Genomic DNA, 21,533 nt, shown 5'->3' on the forward strand with positions numbered 1-21,533 from the left:
AAGCAGGCGGTAACCTCCAAAACCTCCGTCAAAGCGCGGAGCCATGCCGATTGTCGCCGCGCTCGACAATCGAACCGTAGTCTTGCAGGGTAGAAAACACGCGATATACAAAAACGGTATCTTTATCATTGTAGGAATAGAGCAGGACATACCGCCTCACAAAGCATGCACGTAGACCGCGCACAACGCATGACAGCTGTCGAGAGATGGCGTATAGCTTAGGGTTATTCGAGATGCGATCTACAGCATCCTCAAACGCAATCAGGTGCTCGCGTGCAGCGTGGGGACTCGCCAGCTTGACCGCGATGTAGCCGATGATGTCATCAACGTCCTGCTGAGCCCGCTCGGTCCATAGAACATCACAGGCCATATTTGGCTCGAATCTCGCTTAAGCCCTCGCGCATATCGGAAACGCGACCAGCACGTATGTCGCGATCCGCCTCTTGAAGTAAACGCTCCAGATGCTCTTCAGGTGTTTCTCGGCGATACTCGCGAAACAAGTCAGCATCAATGACGACGAATTTCTCATAGCCGTTTTTCGTCACGATGACCGGCTCGCCCGCTCGTGCTACCTTCTCAGCAAACGCCGCACTGTCCTTAAGTTCACTAATCGGTACGCAAGTCGCCATAATTACCTCCTAATTATGGTTGAATTATACCGAAATTTCACCCAATAGCGAATGGGCATCTCGCCAGCAGCAGATGCATTCCGAGGATAAAACGTGCTGAGATTGCGCATTTACATAGGATAATAGAGAAGCCTACCGCCACGAAGAGGCGGCGACGCCCGCCGCCGAAACGCGAAGGCGGGGCCTACTTCTCCCCTGCCGCCTTGGCCTGCTTCCAGACCCCATAGAGAATATCCTTCAAGGCGAGCATGGCATCGAGCTCGCTGTAGCCGTGTTCCGCCTTGAGCTCGTCGAGCATCTGGCGGATGCGGCGCGCGTACAGAGGGATGTTGACCTCACCTTGGTACTTGGCAAGGATGGGGTACTTCTTTGCCCAGGCGCTCGTCCAATCGATCTTTTCCTCAAGCTCCTCGCTCGAGCGCTCGATGGCCTCCTCAACCTGGCTCACGTCGAGATCGAACTCGATGAGTTCGTCGAGCGTCACGCCGTAGAGCGTGGCCAGGCGCTTGGACTGGCGGATATCGGGCAGCGTCTCGTCGGCCTCCCATTTCCCAATCGTCTGACGGGACACACCCAGACGCTCGGCCACCTCCTCCTGAATAAGGCCGGCCTTCTTTCGAGCGTGAAACAGACTGTTGCCGAGCACCATGTGGTTTTCTCCTCTCCGCGTGCCGCGCGACCACCTTGGAGCGCGCGATGCGGCTTGACCTCATCGTTTGCCAAAAGGATTATCCCAGCCGAGGGGATGCCGAAGCCACCAACAGAGAGCGACTTTTCCGCACGCAAAACCGACATGGCGGGAAGATGGCGGCACGCCCTCTACACGCTCAGGTCGCGGCGCGCAAACGCGGCTATCCCCAACGCGAAAAGCGCGACCCCCGACATGGCGAGCGCGACCGCGCCCGCAACGGCCCCGGCCTCCCCGGAGGCCACCCCAAGAGGGTCGAGAAGCGCAAGGGGCGTGATGTCGCCGAGCCATGAGAGCTCGTCCCCTACCCCTGAGAGCATCTGCACGAGGACGAACAGCGAGCACACGGCGACGCCCGCCCATCGCGCGGCCGTGACACCCGGCAGGGCGCAGGCGCCCGCCCAGCATGCGCCCGAGAGAAACACCCACAGGCAGAGCGTCGCCACGTTGACGGCAACGAGATCGGCGGCACCGAGCTCGCCGGGAAACATGGCGTAGGCGCAGGCCAGCTCGGACGCGGTCAGCACCGCCATGAGAAGAACGAGGCAGAGAGCAAGGACGCCCGCCTGCGAGAGCATGAGCCTTGCGCGGCTTACGGGCTGCGCGAGGAGGTAGGAGATGCTGCCGCGCTCGATGTGTCGGACCACGAGCCGGCTGACGAGGACCGCCACAAGAACGAGGGGGAGCACCACAAGCAAAAAGCCGTGCAGGTAGTTGACGACAAACTCCAACAGCGTCGTCCCCTGGTCGGCCATACCGAAGGCCGCGAAGAGCTCGGGCATGGCGTCGCGCATAAGGGCGAGCGACTCCCCGAGCTCGGGATCGTACATGCCGATGATGACGACGGCGTAGAGGACGACCACTGCGGCGATGATGGAGGTCGGGAGCAAGCAGGAGCGGAGCTCGTGTTTGAACAGAGGAAGGATCATCGAAACCCCCTAGTTGTGCCGTGAGGGCTCGCCGCCCTCGTACAGGTGCAAGAACAGCTCCTCGAGCGTCTGCTCGCGGGACGTGATCGCGGCCACGTCGTATGAGGAGAGCTCGCGGATGAGCGCGTTCACGTCGCGCACGTCGCGGATCTCGACGCTGCGGGCCTCCCCTTCCGCGGGACCATCCCCGTGAGCGAGCTCCCAACGCGAACGCTCCCGCGCGCTCGAGAACTCGACCGTGTAGCCGCGGCCCCGCATCGAGCGCACCTCGTCCATGGTGCAGGTCATGACCACGCGCCCCGCACGGATGAACGCAACCCGGTCGCACGCCCGCCCGACCTCCTCGAAGATGTGCGAAGAGAGCAGGATGGCGGCGCCCCGCGCTCGTTCCTGTTCCACGAGATCGAGGAAGCGCTCCTGCATGAGCGGATCGAGACCGCTCGTGGGCTCGTCGAGGAGAAGCACGTCCGGACGGGCCATGAACGCCGCCACGATGGCAACCTTCTGCCGATTCCCCTTGGACATCCCGCCGATCCGCGCACGGAGATCCAGCCCGAAGATATCGGCGAGTTCCAGCATCCGGGAACGGTCGCGCATACCCCGCATACCCGCCATGAGGTCGAGGAAGGACTGCGCGGTCATCTCCCGCATGCACGAGCTTTCCCCTGGAAGGTAGCCCAGATGCGTCTGCACCGACGGCCGTTCGCGGAAGCAGTCGTACCCGAGGACCTCGGCCGTCCCCTTTTGCGGCCTGACGAACCCCATGAGATGGCGCATCGTGACCGTCTTCCCCGCCCCGTTGGGGCCGAGAAAGCCGAGCACCTCGCCCGCCGCCACCTCGAGGCTGACGTCGAAGACGCCGCGGCCGCGGCCGTAATCCTTCGTGAGCCCGCGCACGCTGATCGCGGGCGCCGTGCCGTTCGCTGTCATAGGTATTCCTCCTTGTACGTGGCCCGTTTCAGCCAATCGAGCCAGACGAGAAATTCGGAAAGCATCGCCTCCAAGTCAAACTCGCCTCCACCGCGCAGCTGTTCGTGCAGGTAGCCGTCGCCGCACCACACGAGCATGCGCACCGCGCGCATGGGGTCGACGTCCTCTCGGAAGCGCTCCCAGCGCACGTGGCCCAGATACGTCTGCACCATAGCGGGCACCGCATCCGTCATGAACGCGTCGAGCACCCCCGAGACGTCGCGATGGCCGAGGTAGAACGCGCGGACGAAAAAGTCCATGATGCGCGGGCTCGAACCCACGAGCCCGGCTTTCCGCGTCGCGGCGTAGCGCATGATCTCGAAGAAGTCGTCGATCTCGTACCAGCGATCGTCGACCACCGCGTCCGCAACGCGCCTCGTGAGCGCCGTGAGCACGTAGAGATAGAGATCGCGCTTGTTTCTGAAGTAGAAGAAGAGCTGGCTTTTCGACACGCCGGCGCGCCTGGCGATGTCCGCCGTGGACGCGCGGGCGTAATCCTCGTCACCGAACACCTCGGCAGCGGCGTCAACGACGGCGCGCCTGCGGTCCTCGGGAAGATTCTCGAATCGCTCGAACCTGTCTGACATGAAGCCTTGCCCTCCTTCGACTTTCAAGAACAAGGCTACCCTGTTGACCAGGATATGGAAGGGGCTTTGAGCAGGCAGAATAACGGTATGCGTCATGTAAGGCGCTCTGGCTGGGAGCCTTATAGTCGCCCTCCGAGCTTACCGAGCATGGTGAGCGATGAGGGGTTAATGACACAGAGCGGGCCGCTTGGCACGCTAAAGGGGGTCTGTAAAAGCCCTTAGAGTGCCAAGCGGCCCGCTCTGTGTCATTAACCCCCTGCCCTTTCTTCAGGAATACGCGAGGGGCGCCGCACCCGGCGCACCCGCACTACTTCTCGCGGAACGTCAGCAGATCGCTGTAGTCTTCGTTGCGCGGGCGACGGAGGTCGGGATCGCGGAAGAAATCCTGCGAGAGGCGCTTGATCACGGGCGAAAGCGCGATGAGCGCAATCAGGTTCGGAATCGCCATCAGGCCGTTGAAGCAATCGGCGAACTCCCACACGGCATCGAGGTTCGCCACGCAGCCCGCGAACACCATGGCCACATAGGCGACCTGGTAGATGCGGATCGCCACGCGACCGCCCCGACGTCCGCGGAGCAGGTACTCCACGCACTTCTCGCCGTAGTAGTACCACGCGATGAGCGTCGCGAAGGCGAAAAGCATCAGCCCCACCGTCACCACGTACTGACCGCCCGGGATGCTCTGCCCGAAGGCCGCAGAGCTCATGGCGCCCTCGGACATCATGGGGTCGGCGCACCAGAGCCCCGAGGTGAGAATCACCAGCCCGGTGATGGTGCACATGACGATGCTGTCGAAAAACACCTCGAACGTGCCCCACAGGCCTTGGCGCGCAGGATGGTCGGTGTCGGCGGAGGCGTGCGCGATGGGCGCCGAGCCCATGCCCGCCTCGTGGGTGAACACGCCGCGCGACATGCCGACGCGGCAGGCGTACATGACCGTGGCGCCCACGAAGCCGCCCGTGGCCGCCGTGCCGGTGAAGGCGTCGCGGAAGATCATGCCGATGGCCGCCGGGATCTCGGCCGCGTTGATGACGAGCACCACGAAGGCCGCGATGAGGTAGAACACGGCGGCGAAAGGTACCAGCACCTCGGTGATATGCGAGATGCGCTTGATGCCGCCGATGAGGACGAGTCCGGCGAGCACCGCCACGACGGCGCCGATGACGGGCAGCGGGATGCCGAACGTCGCGTTCACGCTGCCGGCGAGCGAGTTCGCCTGCACGCTCGCCCCGATTCCGAACGACGCCAGGAAGCCGAAGATGGCGAAGAGCACCGCGAGCCAGCCGGTTCCCAGGCCTCGGGAGATGTAGTACATGGGACCGCCGACGATCTCGCCGCGCTCGTTGCGGGTCCGATAGGCAACCGAAAGCGTGACCTCGCAGTACTTGATGACCATGCCCGCAAGCGCGCTCAGCCACAGCCAGAAGATCGCCCCCGGGCCGCCCGTCGCCACCGCGAGCGCCACGCCCACGATATTGCCCGTGCCGAGCGTCGCCGCAAGCGCGGTGCACACCGCCTGGAACGGCGAGATGGCACCGTGCTCCAGCTCGTCCTTGTTGGGACGATGGAAAAGCGTCTTGGTGGTGTAGCGCATCACGACGTTGAAGCGCGTGAAGACGACGCCCTTGGTGACGACGAGCAGGAACACGCCTGTTCCGATCATCAGCACAACCATGGGGATGCCCCACAGCACATTGTTGTTCAGCGTGGCGAGTACGGACATGATGGAATCGAACATGTATTTCCCCTCGGCAGGTCCCGTTATGCAGGTCATGGGCGAAGCCATAGGGTGCTAGTGTACACGCGCTATGTTTCCATCTCATGACGAGCCCGCCCGATGATGCGCGGCACATTGCATTGCGGGCGCCAGCTCCGCACTACCAGGGACGGCTGCTCGGAGCCATCTTTACCGCCAGTGGCGGTTAAATAATGGCGGTAAAAGGAGGATATATGGCACATGAACCGCCTTTTGAACAGACAGTCGGAATCATCAATGCTTGGAAATCGTCGAGCTCGACCGCTCTATACGATCTGCTGAGCGCGTTATAGCGAGTTTGAGGAAAGGTGGCACATCACGGACGCCCTCCCGCCCGTGACATGCCACAGTGTTGAACACCCGCTAACGGTACCCAGAACTGCGAGAGAGGGTCCATTTTGAAGCCCTCCCTCGCAGTTCTGGGTACCGTTAGCGGGTAACCTGCTGGGCAAGCGCCGACCAACGGCACCGTCCTCCCGGGCGAAAGTGGCTAGAAATTTCCATTCTGCTGTAGGCGAGGCGCGGTCTTCCCACCGCGTATACGGAGCCTCGAGATCAGCCCGTCACGCTGTCGAGGCGCGAAAGGCGCGCCCCCGGAAGGCCGCACGCCGTATTGGCCAGTAAAACGGCGCTTCCCTGGGCGGGAGGAGCTCCATGCCCCTCGCCGCAACTTGCGACCGCATCGGAAGTGCTGGAGCACAGCAGGCGCGCATCCTTGCGCCCCAGGAGCTCCCATATAAATCCTGCGTAAGCGGGCAAGATGCGCGCGATGGGTCCGGGAATGCCCCCTCCCGCAGGTCTGTCGCCCTCGCAAGACGTCCAACGAATAGCGGCGCCACCACGGCAGGATCAGCTTAACAACCCTCGTCCCCACCCCGCGAGGCGCAAAAACTCAATTGCTAAAAACAAGTACCCGCCCAGCCACCGTCCAGCCGAAAAGCTCTGAAGGAACTTGGAGCGCCCCTAGCACTCATCGCTGTGCGCGATCCTTCTACCCTCTATCGCAACAGAAACAAAACCATGTCATATCAGCCTATGCATTCCATCTCTTTGATGCATCTAGCTGACCAAACGGCAAGTATCGCCCCTCGCCTGACGCATCCCTACTCGCAGTACGCCCCTTCTCGTAAGCAATGCGGTGTACATACCGAAGGCGACAAGCACCGCACAGTCACCAACAGAGACCCATTTGCTCGTTATTCAAATTGCCAAGCACCGCTTGGCAGCCACAAACGCGCATCTGCCAGAAAATGTAATCAGCAAAGGCGCGCCGGCTATCACCCCAAGACTGAAAGGATTCACCATGGAACTCAAGCTCATCCGCGACCCCTTCATTCAAGTCAATTCCGCTGGCCCCCAGGAAAAGATGTACCGCCGCCCCGATACCGAGCAGATAGACCGCATGGACGCCGCGCTCGCCCATTTCCGTGATAGCGAGCCCGTGAACTCCGATGATTTTGCGACCGCACTCGACCAGATCCTAGACTTCCAGCGTGAAGACGGAAGCTTCTCGTACTTCAGCGATTACCGTATGGATTCTGACTGCCGCGTCGATTTCGTCTACCGTCCCAGCTACGCGTGCTGCCAGATTCTCATGCGTGCCGTTCTTGCTATGCACGAACCGCCGAGCCCTGAGTCCGGCCTCTACGACGCGCTGCGGCGCGGGCTCACCTTCTGCTGCGGGCGCGGACTTGCGGGCCACGGATTTGATAGCGAGGTCCAACAGATCGATGATCTCCGCAATTTCGCGAGCGCCGGCTATCCAGAATTCGCCGACCGCCTCTCCGACATATGCCCGGACTTCTGCACAATGGTCGCATCGATTATCTCCGGATACGAGCAGCGCTTGTCGGGATGCCGCACTATCGTGGGGTTTGGGACCGACATAACCGTCCGCGTCGCCGAGCTGCTCGAACTCTTCGGACGCGAAGCCCTCATTCCCGTCTTTGTGTACGGCTCGCTTATGGAAGGGATGCGAAATGCGGGCACACTCAAAGGCTGCGCGCACAGAGGCCCTGCGCGCCTGAACGGATACGCCCTCTACAGCCTTGGCTCGTTCCCCGGCATCAAACCAAGTGATGACGGAGGATGCACGCTTGGTGAGGTTCGTATGGTGGACGCCCGCACGCTGGAAAAGCTTGATGAGCTCGAGGATAACGGCAAGCTGTACCGCCGAACGGGGGTCGAAGTCGTCATGCAGGGCATGCTCCACGCGCACGACCACAAATGTCAGGCTTGGACCTACGAATACCTCGGTGAAGTAGAGAGTGCGTCCCGCGTGCCCGAGCAGCTGCAACCGTGGTCCCGTACGATTGCCCTGCGCAAAACACATGTTTGGTACGTTGCGTACGGGTCGTGCATGAGCTACGAGCGCTTTATGTGCTACCTTGCGGGCGGAACCTGCAAGGACAACGGTCGGACCTATGAGGGATGCAGTGACCCTACGCCCCCGATTTGCACCGCTTCTATGCCCCTTTTCCACGATGTGTATTTCGGCAACGAAAGCCGCTCATGGGGCGGCGCGGGAGTAGCGTTTCTTGACGTCGACAACCCCGGTTTCACCCACGCGCGCGCATACCTCATCTCGCGTGAGCAATACGAGCAGGTTCGTGACCAGGAGGGACGCAGCGACCAGTGGTATGGCCGTGAGGTGGAGCTGGGCACGCGCGCAGGCATCCCCATGCTCACGTTTACCAGCGCCGATAAGCGTCCGCACAACGCTCCAAGCGAGGCGTACCTCAGCACCATGCGCCTCGGCATGAGCGAAGCGTTCCCCGGCTATGCCAGCGCCGAGGATCCGGAGCTTCTGCTTGCAGAGCATTTGAAGTAGACATTGCATGCGGCGCGCGTGCGGGTACAGCCAGATTCCACCCGCACACGCGCCGGCAAGCCGTCCGGTTCAGGACAGGGCTCCTATTCAGAAGCCTCCTCGATATCGACAACGTCCTCCCAGCTGAGCGAAACGAGGGAACCGTCATCGAGCTCCACGACAAAACAGAATGCAGGGTTCTTGCTCTTGTCCTTAAGATAGAAGGCAGGGTCCTTCCCAGGTGCAAGGCGACCATAGACTTTAGGTGCCTCCGTACTCTTCTCGCCATGCTCATCATCCCCTGCTTCGGCATCGCCACAAGCCAGCGTAATGCAAACACGCCTCCTGCTTTTTTCGAGATACATCCAATTTCTCGAACGACGGACCTTTGTCATCTTCTTTCTGTCGCCAACGCGATGCGTCTCGAAGTCATACCAGGGTGCCTCCCCCTTCTCCGGCTTTGCCCCGCGCTCCTCCAGGCGCGCATCGATCTTTCCACGCGCATAGTCGGTGAGCTGAAAGTATATTTTCTCGGCGAGATCGCGCGCGATGACCGCATGCGGATCCAGACTGTCCCTTCCGCTCCACGCCTCACCAAGCACGCTGAGCAGCACATATACCTCGGTAAGATTAAGCGGCAGCAATATCGGGTGCACGGTTGACCCATATTGTCTATGGCATGGGGGCGCGATTTTGACCTGCATATCTCCCAGACGAAAACCATTCTGCAACGCGCTGAGGCGGGTTCCGATAGCGTTCCGGGTGCATCGCAGGACACCATGTGCAATCTGCTCCTGTGTCATAGGTGTATGCAGAGCCTTCAGAATGGCCAGATTGATTTCGGCATCGTTTAAAAACGACTTCTCCAAGTCGTAGGTAGCCTTGATGCGGAGTCGTCCTGTCGAGCCGGCGCCCCCACGCCGCTCGCCACGCAAGGCAACCACTAAATCATACACCTCACGATAAAGCTCCAGGCGATCATCGCCGCAAAGCTCGGTATCGGCATGCCTCGCAAGCTTCATCTTGAAAACGCTGAAATTGTCGTCGAATTCTTCAAGAGGCAATTCGGCAAACTTACGTCCTACGCCCCTGAAGAAGCGGTGCAGCTGCTCTGAGGAAAGACTGTTCTCCTCTATAAATGTCCTCAGGCCCATGTGCCCGCTCCTTTCATATTTCAATGCTGCTACGCGCCCAAATTGCATCCGGCGGCCCTGTTGTGAGCGCTTGGCGCCTTACTCGACGCATGTCCTTCAGGGTAAGTATATTTCCTCACACAGTAAGTCGAGAAACTTAACGGGGCTGGTGCTCGTACGGCCTGCTCAACGTCATTAGGCGCGACAGCTGCGATCCGAGTGCACCAGTGGCGGAGTTGTTATGAGGCGCGCTCCGAACAATAATCCCACTCGATTGCCCGCTCTGGTTCTGGCGATCTTGTTTTCGCGGGTCAAGGAGACACACTCTTCGGGAATCGCGGTTTCTGGTACCAATGGGGTCGATTTCTTACCTGAAGAACATGTGCTTGCCCCTCACTTCTCTGAGAGGAACCTTCTTGAACTGCAACAAGCCACCGAAAGACTTCTCGTCGGCCGCTGCGGACACTTCGCCCTGGTACTTGAGGGCCGCGAGCTCGCCGAGCTGGCAGGGACGCGCGACGACTTCACCGAGGAGAATATCGAGGCGCGCACAGCGGAGATCATCGACTCGTTCGTGGACTACCTGGGCGAGGCCGAGTTGCTTTCCGATTGACGGGAGCGGATCTCCGGCGGTGGATCCGTCACGCGGTTCTCCTGAGCTCAAATGCAGCGCTCATCTTTTTCAGGAAAGGCACCACTTCGATATGCCGCACCTCAAAGTGATCGCAGACGTCGAGGAGCGAGACCTTAGTGGGTCGCAAAGCGCGCGAGACCTCATGGGTGACAACCGTCTCCCCGTAAACACTTGCATGTGCGACGAGCCATGGGTCAGCCACGCCTTCATGGAGGAAGCCTTCGATAGCGCTGCGGCGCTTCTGTCTTTGATCATTGCCTTCTAGCGAGCGAACATACGCAGCAACCGCCAGGTAGCGTTCGAGGACGGCTGTGTTCTCCACGCAATCTTCGAAGCGATTCCTCCCCAGTTCCTTCGCCCACTCTGATAGCTCATCCTTATGCCCTTGGAGTTCCTCATAGACAGGAACTATGCTCCGAACGCGCTTACTGCCGAGCTCCATCCGCAGAAAGTCCCAATACCCCGGAACCACGTCAAACGGGTACCAAGTATTCTTGGGTTCTATGAACACGTTCGTATCGAGGAGAAACGCCTCGGATGATGGCGTCACAGGTACCTGCCTCCCTCGGCGTAGAACTTCTTGAAACTGCTCGCATTCATATCGGTGAGCCTGTAGGCATCGGAAAACAGCAGACACTCGGACTTGACACCCTCGAACACGGTGTCGGCAAAAAGGTCACCCAACATGCTCTTCTGAACGATGTAGTAGGAAGGCCCTCGATCGGTTTGCTTCTGCTTCGCAGAGCCGATATCCTCCAGCCTACGCTTGTAGGCGCCGTAGATTCTGAAAAAATCGTCACGGGCTATGCATCCAAGCTCGTGCGCTCTACGCAGGCAGACAATTTCGCTCGCCTTCGTCGCCTTCCTGAGAGAGGCGACCGCCTCCTCGGTCGGCGCCTGATCGAAGAAGGTGAAGACGAGGGAGGCGGGAACGAGCACCTCCGCCGCCACGGAGTCGCACAGATCCTCCTTCTCCGGCATCTCGTAGACCATGTCGTCTACGCCCGTCTCATTGAAGAGAAGGTGCGCGAACTCATGGACGAGGGTAAAGAGCTGGGCCGATCTTGCGTCCTGGGTATTGAGGAAGATGATAGGCGCGTAATCATCCGCCAGCACGAAGCCTCGGAACTCGTTCACGTCGTAGGGTCTGCTGCCATGATGAAAGAAGCTGCCGGCGCACGTGTACACCCCGGTGGATTCAATCTTCCTGCGCAGAAGCCTCACCGTCTCGTCCGCCTTTAGGAAACGTGCCCAACCGTCCTCAAGGGAGAGGATGGAGCGAATCATAGACACGGCTCTCTTGGCATCTCGATCGCCAGCGCATGTTCCCATGAAGCTCACCGGCTCGTTGCCGGAGTCTTCCAGATACGCACTGAGCCAGTCCTGTCGGGACTGCATGAGATTGATGGTATCGTAGAGCTCGGGGCTCGGCTCTTCCGCACTGCCGGAATAGGTGGTGCGATAGTCCGGTATCTGCAGGGACATGCTCGGAACAGTGTCATCGTAGAAGTACGCAAGCGGCACATGCGTTTTCCCCGCCAACTTCTGCATCTGCTTTACGGTCGGAACCTTCTCGCCGGTAACCCATTGCTCCGCGCACTTGCTGATGCCAATGAAATCGCGCGGCTCTTTGCGGACGCGCTCCATTGCCCAAGCAATTACCTCGGGATTAGGGATAATCCTCGTCAATTTGAGCGCCTCCCCTCGTGCCTGATCGCAATGGACCCATCTGACCGCTTCCATTGTATCAGCCGATTGCTCGGGTAAGGACAGGATAGACGCATCGCGGGGCTCATGCCTCTTCGTGACTTGATTTGCAGGTTGAGAGAGGGGGCCGGGATTGCCAGAAAGGGGAAGGCGCCGGCGGAGAGGTCTTACGCAAGCCTCGTCCGCGGCGACAGGCGCGGGGAGGCGATGCGCCAGCTCGGCTCGGCGGTCCCCCTGTCGGCGAGGATCGAGTGCGAGATGCAGTCGTCCGTCGGGTCGGCGGCCGCGGCCCTCGGCATGGAGGTGGCGAGGAGCTACTCCGGGGAGCGGAGGCCCGACCCCCTCAACGCGGTGCACGGCGCGATGAAGGGGTTCCTCGCCCGGTTCAGGGGGCTCTCGTCGCGCAGGGCGCAGCTCTACCTCGACTGGTTCTCCTGGCACTCGGGGTTCCGGGGCCCGGGGGCGGCGCGGGAGCGGCTGTCGGCGCTGATCGCGCTCGTCGCCGTCGGGAGGTGGGGCGGGTCGCGCTCCCGGCTGTTCGGGGAGCCCTATCCCGTCGAGGAGCGGGAGGCGGCGAAGGCGGAGGCGGCGGCATGCTCGCGGGGGCGCATGAAAAAGCACCAGAACGGATTAGCACGACCACATCGCCAAACTGCTCGAACTCTTCGGATGCAAAGTTCTCATCCAGGTCTTTGTGTACGGCACGCTTATGAAAACGGCATCAAGGCATCGGGTTGCTGGGATAATCTTCTGACGAAGGAGCAACCTGTCCCCAACATCCGACGAGAGAAGGGATTGCGATGTCCATAGCGCCCGCACCGACCTCGGCCCAAGTGGAGCAAATATGCAAAGTTCTCGGCGATACACACAACGGCCTCACTGGATCTGAAATTGGAAGAATGCTTTCCGTACTAAGTATCGCGGATACAGACCCTTCCAATACGAAATGGAAGAGACTGTACAATGCGCTCGCCGACAGAGCGAACGGCACCGGAAAGACCACTGCCGTGTATGGCCTCGTACAATATTGTTTCGATCCTGCGCGTGGCATCGACAACGGCACGCGATACAGATGGATGATGAACGAAGTGAATCAAGTCCTCATGCTTTTAGGCATCGAAGTGCGCGATGACGGCAAGTTGCACAAAGTCCAAGTGGCGAAAACGCTGAATGAAGTTGGGCGCCGAACTAAAAACCTCAGGAAAGCGCTTGTCGCAGCCGGTGCCCATTCTGAGGTCCTGAATTGCTGCCGCGAAGAACTTCTCGTTGATGACTACTTCCATGCCGTCCTAGAAGCGTCGAAGAGCCTTTGCGCCCGTATAAAAGCAATGTCCACGCTCGACCTCGATGGATCAAGACTGTTTGACAAAGCGCTGAACGTCAAGGATCCGTATATAGCCTTGAACACTCTGCGGACTGAATCGGAACGTAATCAGCAAAATGGCCTCAGGGAAATGCTCAACGGCGTGATGCACCTGTTTCGCAACCCAACGGCACACGAGCTTAGAATCCATTGGGACATCAATGAGCGGGACGCCGTCGAAGTCCTCAACCTGATCTCCCTTCTCCATAAGCTGCTTGATGGCTGTACCATTGTACCAAGGCCTTAATAGCCCATCTTTGAATCAGCACCGACGCGATAGACGCCCTCCTCATCGTCGACGTACCCGAGCGCACACTCGACCTCTTCGGAACCACTGGGCCCGAGAAATCCGATTTGAGATGGTAAGAAGGTTCCTTCACCTCGCAAACGGCATGACCGGCTTGACTCGACCGCAGCGCGTAGCGGTGGCACCGGGATTCTTGGCCTAATTCTCTCCTTGACCAAGGGGCACTCTGCAACGCCGTTTTCTCACAGCATCCGGGTCTGAGACTCAGCCTTCTCCAAGATCTTTTCGGAGCCCTTCAGCAGCGCTTTGCCTACTAGACGCAGCCACGGACGAGGAGTTGACCTCGCGCCTCGCGTCGGGGGACCTCAAGTGAGAGCCATCATAGGGGCGCTCGCCGACAAGTAGCAGCGGTCACCCTCCAACGTCCCTAGAATGGTTGACGACGACAATTCGCCATATCAGGAGGAGCAATGCATCCCGCGGTCACGGAATCTGGGCGATTCATCGGATACTACAGTATCGAGGAGGCCGAGCGCCTCTTCGCCGGGCACATGTGCATCGACCTCCCGCAGATCCTCGTCGAAGACGAAGTGGCTGCCGACATGACCGTCGAAAACGGCTGGAGGTACATAAGGAACACGGACGGCACCTACAGTCTCTGGGACGGCGAGTCCTTCGAACGCGAGTTCGGGGTCGAGCTCGACTCGACCATCCGCCGCCGCGAGGACATCAGATGGGCACGGAAGCGCCAGCTTCAGTCGCGATTCCAACGACTCGTCACCGGATCCGAATCCCCAACATGGAACGATGTCGAGCGAGAGACCGTCAGGGAACGCCCCTCTCAGATGCGGAACGAACAAAGCCGAGGGACCAGTTCTACCTCCACGCTGGGAGACCCTAGCAAGCAGCCCAGCCTTAAGAGGTCACGTCGGCGTCAGCTGAGCGAAAGCGAGCTCAAAGCGCTGGAGAAGCGAGAGCGGGCGAGCGAAGAGCTGCGCGCCGAGATGGAGCGCGAGCGCCAGGAGATCCTTGCGCGCCGTCGCGAACAAAAGGCGAAAAAAACCGGTGATAGCCAGCAGGAGACGGTGCGCGCCCAACGCACCGGTACTGCCCGCAAGGAACCCCGTCAGGAGAAGCGGCCCGCTCCCATGAATGGCCAGTGGAGGGAAGTCAACTCCCAAGGGGCGATGCAGGAGGCCCGCAAGCGCGAGCTGAAGCAGAAGGAAAAGCAGCGGGCACAGCGCGAGAAGAGAATCAGGCAGCTCCACCCAGAGGCAACCCCGCAAAGCCCCACCGTCTCTTCGCCCGCCGTTGATGGCCCCGTCCCCTTTGTCAAAAAAGAGTCTCGCAAGGACGCTAGGCTCCGCGATGAAGAGCTGCTCGCCCACGTCACGGAGCGCCACGAGGAGGGTGCCTGCGCACAGGTTGCAGAGCTTCTGAAAAGAAAAACCATGGAGGGAGTTGTGCTTAGGGTGATGACCGTCGCCGGGCTCCAACCGGGGCTCACCCTTCCGAGGGGGTTCTCCCCCGATGCCGACCCCGCCCGCTTGAGAAACTTCTACTGCCAAAGCAATTTCATTCGCACGTTTTGCTTCGACTTCCTAGCGGGCCTGATCGAGCGCGCAGGGGACATGGGCGCAACCTACGGGACGGAACCGCTCACTTGGGCCCTCGACCACTGCGAGGACACTGCGGGCCCCAAGCGTCACGCGGCACGTTGCATCCTCGCGGAGAGCGAGCATACCCTCGTCTTCTCCGAGTCGTGCATAGATGAGGCGGCAGCCTGTGAGGATCCGCTCACCTATATCCCTTATAAAACCACACTCGTCCGCATACCCGGCCACGAAGGCGAGAGCTGGGGGGTCGCCGCGCTGCAGGACGGGGACGAGATCATCCTCGTCACCATCGGCAGCAGAGGACTTACCGACATCGCGCGCAACATGCTCGCCTACGTCGAGAACCTCTGCAGGCCGCGCCCGCACGACGACGGGACGACGGATTACAGGAGCCTGCCGCAAAGGAACGGTGCTCCGCACGGTCAGAGCACCAAGTCGAGCGACCGGGTGCACAGGGTCGCGAGCGGCACCGTTAGCGGCACGGCTGCCCCATCGACGCGCTTGCACCGAGGCGAATCGATAAGCGCCCCCTACACACGGCGCGCTCACACCAGAAGGCAGCACTACGGAGCCGGTAACCGTCTCGTAAAAATCGTCACTATCCGCGAGACGCTCGTCACGGGCAGATGCAAGGACCCCGGCAAGCTGCCCAAGGGCATGAGAGTCCATTATGTTAGCTAGGCAGGCACCCCGCTTGCAGCCGCAACGGATTAGCTAAGACCCAATGGACTCGCTGCGCTTCCATCGAGGCCCCTAGTCTACACCCAAATTGCAAAAGCGCTCGTAAAAGACCTTGAGGCGATCGACGACACGCGCTTTCATCGTCGCGTAGGCGTTCTGCGGAGCGAATCGGGACGGCTTCTTCGTCATGAGGTTTGCGATAGCGGTCCCCGTCTCCGGAACGCCACCATCCTTGAACGCGCGCGCCATGAGTTCGCGCGTTTCGTCCGGCTTGAGCTTCTCCTCTTCGATAATGTTAGCGATCTCGCTGTCGTATTCCACAGCGATGTAACTATGCCATTCGGCGGTCATATCTACGCTCGCGTCGAGGCTCTCGATGAAGCGCTCGATGAGGTCACGCTTGTCGCGCAGCTCGAGGCTCGACATGATGCTGCGCTCGATGTCGGCGGCGATCGTCTTGTCGGTCCCGTTTGAGTCGTGGTACTTCTGCACGAGCATGAGGATGTAGTCGATGTTGATGTCGACCTGCTTGAGCAGCTCGACCTCGAAGACGAGGTCGTCGTTGATGATGGTGGACTCGACGTCGGTCACGCGGTACTTCTGGTAGAGGTCGGCGTACTCGCTGCGGTAGTCCTGCTCGTCGCGCGGCGTCATGGGGTCGTCGGCCTGGAAGTCGTCGAACGCCGTGAGGATGTTGCGCAGGCGCAGGATGGCGCCGAACAGGGCGATGAACGCCTTTTCCGCACCCTCGCCCTCAATGATCTGGCCGAGCGGGAACTCCTCGTAGAGCTGGTTCACCTTCTCGGTGTACTCGACGAGGTACTCCGCGTAGGGGCGCAGCAGCACGACGCCGCCGGCGTCCTTGTCGCCGAACAGGGCGATGGCGCGGTTGACCTCGTCCTCGAGGTTTCTGAAGCACACGATGTTGCCGTAGGACTTCACCTTGTTCAGGATGCGGTTCGTGCGGCTGAAGGCCTGGATGAGGCCATGGTTCCTGAGGTCCTTGTCGACCCACAGCGTGTTCAGGGTCGTGGCGTCGAAGCCGGTGAGGAACATGTTGACCACGATGGTCATGTCCACCTGGCGCGACTTCATGCGGTCGGAGAGGTCCTTGTAGTAGTTCTGGAAGCCCTCCGAAGACGTGTCGTAGTTCGTGCTGAACATGGCGTTGTAGTCGCCGATGGCGGCCTCGAGGAAGTCGCGGCTCGGCGTGTCGAGGCTCTCGGTGTCGAACGACTCGTCGGGAAGGCCGCATCCGTCGTCGGCCTCGTTGGGGCCGAAGCTGTAGATGAGCGCGATCTTGAGCGGTTCGCCGCCGCGCTCAGCCATGATGCGCTTGAAGGCCGAGTAGTAGATCTTGGCCATGTCGATCGAGGCGCACGCGAAGATGGAGTTGAAGCCCATGACGCGGTTGCCCTTGAAGACGTAGCTGCGGTTGCGCTTGGTCTTCTGGTCGTAGCGGTCGAGCACGTAGTTCACGACGGCGTCGACGCGCTCTGACGCCTTGAGGGCGCCCTCGCGGTAGATGTCGTAGACCTTCTGGTCGGGGAAGTCGTCGCGCTCGCGGATGGTCTTGATGTAGTCGATGCGGAACGGCAGGACGTTCTCGTCGCGGATGGCATCCACGATGGTGTAGGTGTGCAGCTTGTCGCCGAACGCCTGCTCGGTGGTGCGCAGCTGCGGGTTGCCGCCGCTGCCGGCGTTCTGCGCGAAGATGGGCGTGCCGGTGAATCCGAACAGGTGGTAGTTCTTGAAGTGCTTGGTGATGGCCATGTGCATCTCGCCGAACTGGCTGCGGTGGCACTCGTCGAAGATGATGACGACGTGCGCCTGGTAGACGGGGTGCTTGGCGTTGCGCTTGATGAAGTTCGAGAGCTTCTGGATCGTGGTCACTATGATGCGGCTCTCGGGGTCGGAGAGCTGTCGGGTGAGCACCGCCGTGGAGGTGTTGCTGTCCACAGCACCCTTCTCGAAGCGGTCGTACTCCCTCATGGTCTGGTAGTCGAGGTCCTTGCGGTCCACGACGAACAGGACCTTGTCCACGCCCTCCATGCCGCTCGCGAGCTGGGCGGTCTTGAAGCTGGTGAGCGTCTTGCCGCTGCCCGTAGTGTGCCAGACGTAGCCGCCGGCGCGCAGGGTGCCGAGCATCTTCTTGTCGTTCTCGCTGATGAGGATGCGGTTCAGGATGCGCTCGGTGGCGACGATCTGGTACGGGCGCATGACGAGCAGGTTCTCGTCGACGTCGAACACGCAGTACTTCGTGAGGATGTTCAGCAGCGCGTGCTTGGAGAAGAACGTCGAGGTGAACGGGACGAGGTCGCGGATGGGCAGGTTGTCGGCGTCCGCCCACCAGCTGGTGAACTTGAAGCTGTTCGACGACTTCTTGCCGGAGCGGGCGCGCCCCGCCATCTCGGCGATGTGGTTGGAGCGTGTGGTGTTGGAGTAGTACTTGGTGTGCGTGCCGTTGCTGATGACGAAGATCTGCACGTACTCGTAGAGGCCACAGCCGCTCCAGAAGCTGTCGCGCTGGTAGCGCTCGATCTGGTTGAAGGCCTCCTCGATGGGCTTGCCGCGGCGCTTGAGCTCCACGTGCACGAGCGGCAGGCCGTTGACGAGGACCGTCACGTCATAGCGGTTCTCGTAGGAGCCCAGCTGCGTGTACTGGTTCATGACCTGCAGGCGGTTGTTGTGGATGTTGCGCTTGTCGATGAGGCGGACGTTCTTGACCGAGCCGTCGTCGCGGTGCAGGACCTGGACGTGGTCGCGCTGGATGCGGCGGGTCTTCTGGGTGATGCCGTCGCCCTCCGAGGCGATGACGCCGCGGAAGAAGCCGCGCCACTCGCCGTCGGTGAAGGTGATGCCGTTGAGGGCCTCGAGCTGAGCGCGCAGGTTCGCGACGAGGTCGCCCTCGGTCTGAGGGGTGAAGCGCTCGTAGCCCTGGCGGGTCAGCTGCGCGATGAACGCCTTCTCGAGCGCGGCCTCGGACTGGTAGGCCGACGATCGTGGTCCCTCCGCCGGCTGGGCGGCGCACACCGTGGCCTGCCCGCCGAAGGCCATGACGTCGAACCTGACCGATCCGGGCAGGTCGTCTGCGAGGGGCGTTGTGTACTCGGGGCCTATGCTCATGATTCTCTACGCTGCTTTCATCTTAGATGCTGGTACTGTCGTCATGATAACTGTGGGGCGGGCGCCGGCGGTCTCACGGGATAGCCGGTGGTCGCCTAGCGGTCCGCGTCACGCTCCATGCGGTCGCGCCTTTCAGAAAGGCGCTCGCCGCCGTAGGTGAAGTGGAGCGGGCCCTGAACGCCGCATTTGCGGCCAAGGAGCTCCTTGGCGAGCGCCGAGAGCGAGGTGGTCACGCCTTTGTATTCGACGCGGGTATCGTCGACCACGGTCGCGACCTTGGACGGATCGTTGGCGAAGGCCACTGTCTCGCCGGGCTTGATGCCGACCATGGAGAAACGGAAACGGGTACGCCTGCCCGTTGCGGCGTCCTGGCGCGCCTCTTCTGCCTCGCGCTCCTCCTCGATCTGCTCGCCCGTGGGCGTGACGCGGTGGAGCCTGTCCTCGGTGCCCGAGATGCGGGCTATCGCCTCGAGGATGGCGTAGGCGTCCTCGGGCGCCATCTCGAAGAACTCCTTGGTGCGCTTCTGGCCGTTGAACGTCTCGATGGTACGCAGGTCGGGGTTCAGCTGGTCGATGAGCTCGTGGAGGGCCTTGTCGGTCAGCTTGTGGTCGACGTCGTAGGTCGCGTAGGCGCGGAAGGCGTACGGCAGGGCTTCTGAGCGGTTGAGCTCGCGAAGGCGCCGCTGCAGGTCGGACGCGTAGCCGATCTTGACGTACTGCGGGAAGCTGGGGTTCGTGAGGATGTAGATGACGCCCTTGGACATGACGCTTTACGCCTCCTTGCGGGGGAAGTCGAGGAGCTTGTCGCGGTAGTACTCGTACTGCTTGCGGCGCGCCTCGATCTCGGCGGGGAGGCCGTCGGCGAGGGAGGTCGTGAGCGCGTCGAAGCGGTCGAGGATGTCGGCGACCTGCTGCTGGACGTGGAGGGGCGGAAGCGGGATTTCGACTTTCGATAGGCTTTTGCCATTCGTAAGGGCTCTTGTTGTGAAGCTGCTGTACCTGACTATCTGACTTCTTACAGAAAACGATGAGAAACAGTAGGCACAATACTCTGGAAGCAAGCGATTATCTTTCGGCCTGCCCCGCAAGACGAATCCGCTGAACACGCCTTCTGGGACGTCCTCCAATGCAACGGAGGCGATGCCGACCTCTTCTTGTGTTTCCGATGTTCTGGTAAAGAATACGTCGCCCCTTTTGACATCGTATCTGTTGCGTTCTGCCTCATTTGCATCCACTAGACCCTTTAGGCAATCTCGGGTAATTGCATTGCGCTTGTATACGTCAACGTAATTGACTATTGGTACGCCGCGTCCAAAAAACTCTTTGTTTTTGTTGATTCCGTTCTTGAATTCAAACAGCTCTCCAACTTTGCAAAGAGCGACTTCACTTCCTGCCATCTGCTCGAGGCTCTCGCGGGACAGCAACTCGTCGCGGTAGTGGGCGTACTGGGCCTTGCGCGCCTCCAGCTCCGCCTCCAGCTCCGCCTCCAGCTCCGCGAAGGCGTCTAACATACGAACGATTTCGCTTTGAACTTCTAGAGGTGGTACTGGAATCAGCACTTTATACAGCGCACTCTGGGTGAGCGAAGGGCGAGCCGCGCTGCCTGTAGCAAGGTTCTCAATATGCTCATTAAGCATTACGTGATAGAAGAACCTCGGCAGCATTTTTGATTCATCTATCTCGGTATAAAACACCGTATCAACGTTCCAAATTGGCCCGTCAACATAGAAAATGTTGCTTACTGATCCCTTTCGGGGAAGCAGAACGGTCGGACCCACATGTGATGCGGAGTCGACGAACTTGTCCATGGGGCCTCCGCTGCCGTAAACAGGGACCTTGCCCTCGCCGAGACCTTTGTAATCCTTTCCGTTTTTGATTGCCGCTATATCTCTGATAGAGCGGTACTCTATCCCATCCGGGCAGAGACTGCTGATTATCTCATCGATTCGACTCATTGTGTTCCTCCCGCTGCGCTTTCTTCCGTCTTTCAGCGTAAGCCATTGCCTGTGAAACGAGGGATGGGTTTGAGTACAGGTCATCGATTATGGAATCAAGGATCTGGATTACGATTTCTGTGTACTCCCTATCGACCGGCTCGAGCACGTTGTGCACGTAATCGTTGCCGCAGAGACGTATGGCTGTTGCCGCCTCCGCCGTGCGTGACGTAATCTTTCCCGCCTTCTTTAGGTCCTCTATGCGTTCGTACAGTTTTTTCTTGGATGGCATCTCCTCTTGATCGGCAACGATGCCTTCAACGGCGCTTCTCGCAAGTATCACTGCTGCACGATTTGCTCCAATTTCCCGGCATTTGTGAACCTCGTTCGCTATTGAGGCGATACCATCGGGCACATTTGGATAGTCTTTGCCCATAGGTTCGATTGGAAGCCAGCGAACGATGTGGTCCTCTGGGTCGTAACTACTTCTCGCTTCTTCTAGTGTCACACGGACTTCGGCGATGTTTGGGAATCCACAGTTAACGCAGGAGTAGATGAATAATCCCTCGAATGGGCTGAACTCGTCATCTTTTGCAAAACGGGGATCGGGAAACAAGATGGGCATATCGTAGGAGCTCATTAATGCACGCATCGAGTCTGCCCCGTTTCTTGGTGCAACCATCTGGGCGCGCTCATGGCAGTGCCAACAAATCGTCGATGCCATA

General features: G+C 60.2%; 18 protein-coding genes. 4 read left to right on the top strand and 14 right to left on the bottom strand.

What is annotated here, in order from left to right; all coding sequences use genetic code 11:
• Window positions 1–28 precede the first annotated feature (28 nt).
• The 7 genes from BN3789_RS02475 to BN3789_RS02505 form a co-directional block, all read right to left on the bottom strand.
• Entirely contained in the window at window positions 29–370 is a 342-nt protein-coding gene (locus BN3789_RS02475; protein WP_066829505.1) for a type II toxin-antitoxin system RelE/ParE family toxin, read from the bottom strand.
• Window positions 360–629 (bottom strand): type II toxin-antitoxin system Phd/YefM family antitoxin, encoded by a 270-nt coding sequence (locus BN3789_RS02480; RefSeq protein WP_066829506.1) that lies wholly within the window; start codon window positions 627–629, stop codon window positions 360–362. The genes BN3789_RS02475 and BN3789_RS02480 overlap by 11 nt, the downstream gene beginning before the upstream one ends.
• 184 nt (window positions 630–813) lie before the next feature.
• Window positions 814–1,278: a helix-turn-helix transcriptional regulator gene (locus BN3789_RS02485; RefSeq protein WP_066829507.1), complete on the bottom strand. Its 465-nt coding sequence runs from the start codon at window positions 1,276–1,278 to the stop codon at window positions 814–816.
• A 170-nt stretch (window positions 1,279–1,448) separates the two neighbouring features.
• The gene (locus tag BN3789_RS02490) at window positions 1,449–2,246 is read right to left on the bottom strand and encodes an ABC transporter permease subunit (protein WP_066829508.1); all 798 of its coding nucleotides are present in this window, start codon (window positions 2,244–2,246) and stop codon (window positions 1,449–1,451) included.
• Window positions 2,247–2,255: 9 nt separating this feature from the next.
• On the bottom strand, window positions 2,256–3,176 hold the full coding sequence (locus BN3789_RS02495) for an ABC transporter ATP-binding protein (protein ID WP_066829510.1): 921 nt from the start codon (window positions 3,174–3,176) through the stop codon (window positions 2,256–2,258).
• Window positions 3,173–3,802: a TetR/AcrR family transcriptional regulator gene (locus tag BN3789_RS02500; protein WP_066829512.1), complete on the bottom strand. Its 630-nt coding sequence runs from the start codon at window positions 3,800–3,802 to the stop codon at window positions 3,173–3,175. The genes BN3789_RS02495 and BN3789_RS02500 overlap by 4 nt, the downstream gene beginning before the upstream one ends.
• Window positions 3,803–4,109: 307 nt before the next feature.
• Entirely contained in the window at window positions 4,110–5,540 is a 1,431-nt protein-coding gene (locus BN3789_RS02505; RefSeq protein WP_066829515.1) for an alanine/glycine:cation symporter family protein, read from the bottom strand.
• 1,156 nt (window positions 5,541–6,696) lie between these two features.
• Between BN3789_RS02505 and BN3789_RS02510 the strand changes: the two genes are divergently transcribed.
• Entirely contained in the window at window positions 6,697–8,388 is a 1,692-nt protein-coding gene (locus tag BN3789_RS02510) for a gamma-glutamylcyclotransferase family protein (RefSeq protein ID WP_147569509.1), read from the top strand.
• Window positions 8,389–8,471: 83 nt separating this feature from the next.
• Here BN3789_RS02510 and BN3789_RS02515 read toward each other — a convergent pair whose 3' ends face one another.
• Complete coding sequence (locus BN3789_RS02515; protein ID WP_066829518.1) at window positions 8,472–9,521, bottom strand: hypothetical protein; 1,050 nt, start codon at window positions 9,519–9,521, stop codon at window positions 8,472–8,474.
• Window positions 9,522–9,741: 220 nt separating this feature from the next.
• Between BN3789_RS02515 and BN3789_RS02520 the strand changes: the two genes are divergently transcribed.
• Window positions 9,742–10,113 carry a hypothetical protein gene (locus BN3789_RS02520; RefSeq protein WP_066829522.1) on the top strand — a complete coding sequence of 124 codons (372 nt, stop codon included), beginning with the start codon at window positions 9,742–9,744 and terminating at the stop codon, window positions 10,111–10,113.
• Between the two features lie 28 nt (window positions 10,114–10,141).
• On the opposite strand, the gene BN3789_RS02525 is transcribed toward BN3789_RS02520, so the two are convergent.
• Both BN3789_RS02525 and BN3789_RS02530 read right to left on the bottom strand, forming a co-directional pair.
• The gene (locus tag BN3789_RS02525) at window positions 10,142–10,684 is read right to left on the bottom strand and encodes a DUF4411 family protein (RefSeq protein WP_066829523.1); all 543 of its coding nucleotides are present in this window, start codon (window positions 10,682–10,684) and stop codon (window positions 10,142–10,144) included.
• Window positions 10,681–11,823: an ImmA/IrrE family metallo-endopeptidase gene (locus tag BN3789_RS02530; protein ID WP_158095785.1), complete on the bottom strand. Its 1,143-nt coding sequence runs from the start codon at window positions 11,821–11,823 to the stop codon at window positions 10,681–10,683. Before BN3789_RS02530 ends, BN3789_RS02525 begins: the two co-directional genes overlap by 4 nt.
• Before the next feature lie 818 nt (window positions 11,824–12,641).
• Between BN3789_RS02530 and BN3789_RS02540 the strand changes: the two genes are divergently transcribed.
• Window positions 12,642–13,451 carry a TIGR02391 family protein gene (locus BN3789_RS02540; protein WP_066829526.1) on the top strand — a complete coding sequence of 270 codons (810 nt, stop codon included), beginning with the start codon at window positions 12,642–12,644 and terminating at the stop codon, window positions 13,449–13,451.
• 470 nt (window positions 13,452–13,921) lie between these two features.
• Window positions 13,922–15,748 (top strand): hypothetical protein, encoded by a 1,827-nt coding sequence (locus BN3789_RS02545; protein WP_066829533.1) that lies wholly within the window; start codon window positions 13,922–13,924, stop codon window positions 15,746–15,748.
• A 72-nt stretch (window positions 15,749–15,820) separates the two neighbouring features.
• Here BN3789_RS02545 and BN3789_RS02550 read toward each other — a convergent pair whose 3' ends face one another.
• From BN3789_RS02550 to BN3789_RS02565, 4 genes are all read right to left on the bottom strand, one after another.
• Window positions 15,821–18,874, bottom strand: a complete 3,054-nt coding sequence (locus BN3789_RS02550; RefSeq protein ID WP_066829538.1) for a type I restriction endonuclease subunit R — start codon at window positions 18,872–18,874, stop codon at window positions 15,821–15,823.
• Window positions 18,875–18,969: 95 nt separating this feature from the next.
• Window positions 18,970–19,638, bottom strand: coding sequence for a GIY-YIG nuclease family protein (locus BN3789_RS02555; protein ID WP_066829540.1), 669 nt, complete (start codon window positions 19,636–19,638; stop codon window positions 18,970–18,972).
• A 6-nt stretch (window positions 19,639–19,644) separates the two neighbouring features.
• Window positions 19,645–20,829: a restriction endonuclease subunit S gene (locus BN3789_RS02560; RefSeq protein WP_066829542.1), complete on the bottom strand. Its 1,185-nt coding sequence runs from the start codon at window positions 20,827–20,829 to the stop codon at window positions 19,645–19,647.
• Window positions 20,813–21,532 (bottom strand): DUF4145 domain-containing protein, encoded by a 720-nt coding sequence (locus BN3789_RS02565; RefSeq protein WP_161938967.1) that lies wholly within the window; start codon window positions 21,530–21,532, stop codon window positions 20,813–20,815. The genes BN3789_RS02560 and BN3789_RS02565 overlap by 17 nt, the downstream gene beginning before the upstream one ends.
• Window position 21,533 lies beyond the last annotated feature (1 nt).

This window comes from Collinsella ihumii (assembly GCF_900046475.1).
Classification (GTDB): Bacteria; Actinomycetota; Coriobacteriia; order Coriobacteriales; family Coriobacteriaceae; genus Collinsella; species Collinsella ihumii.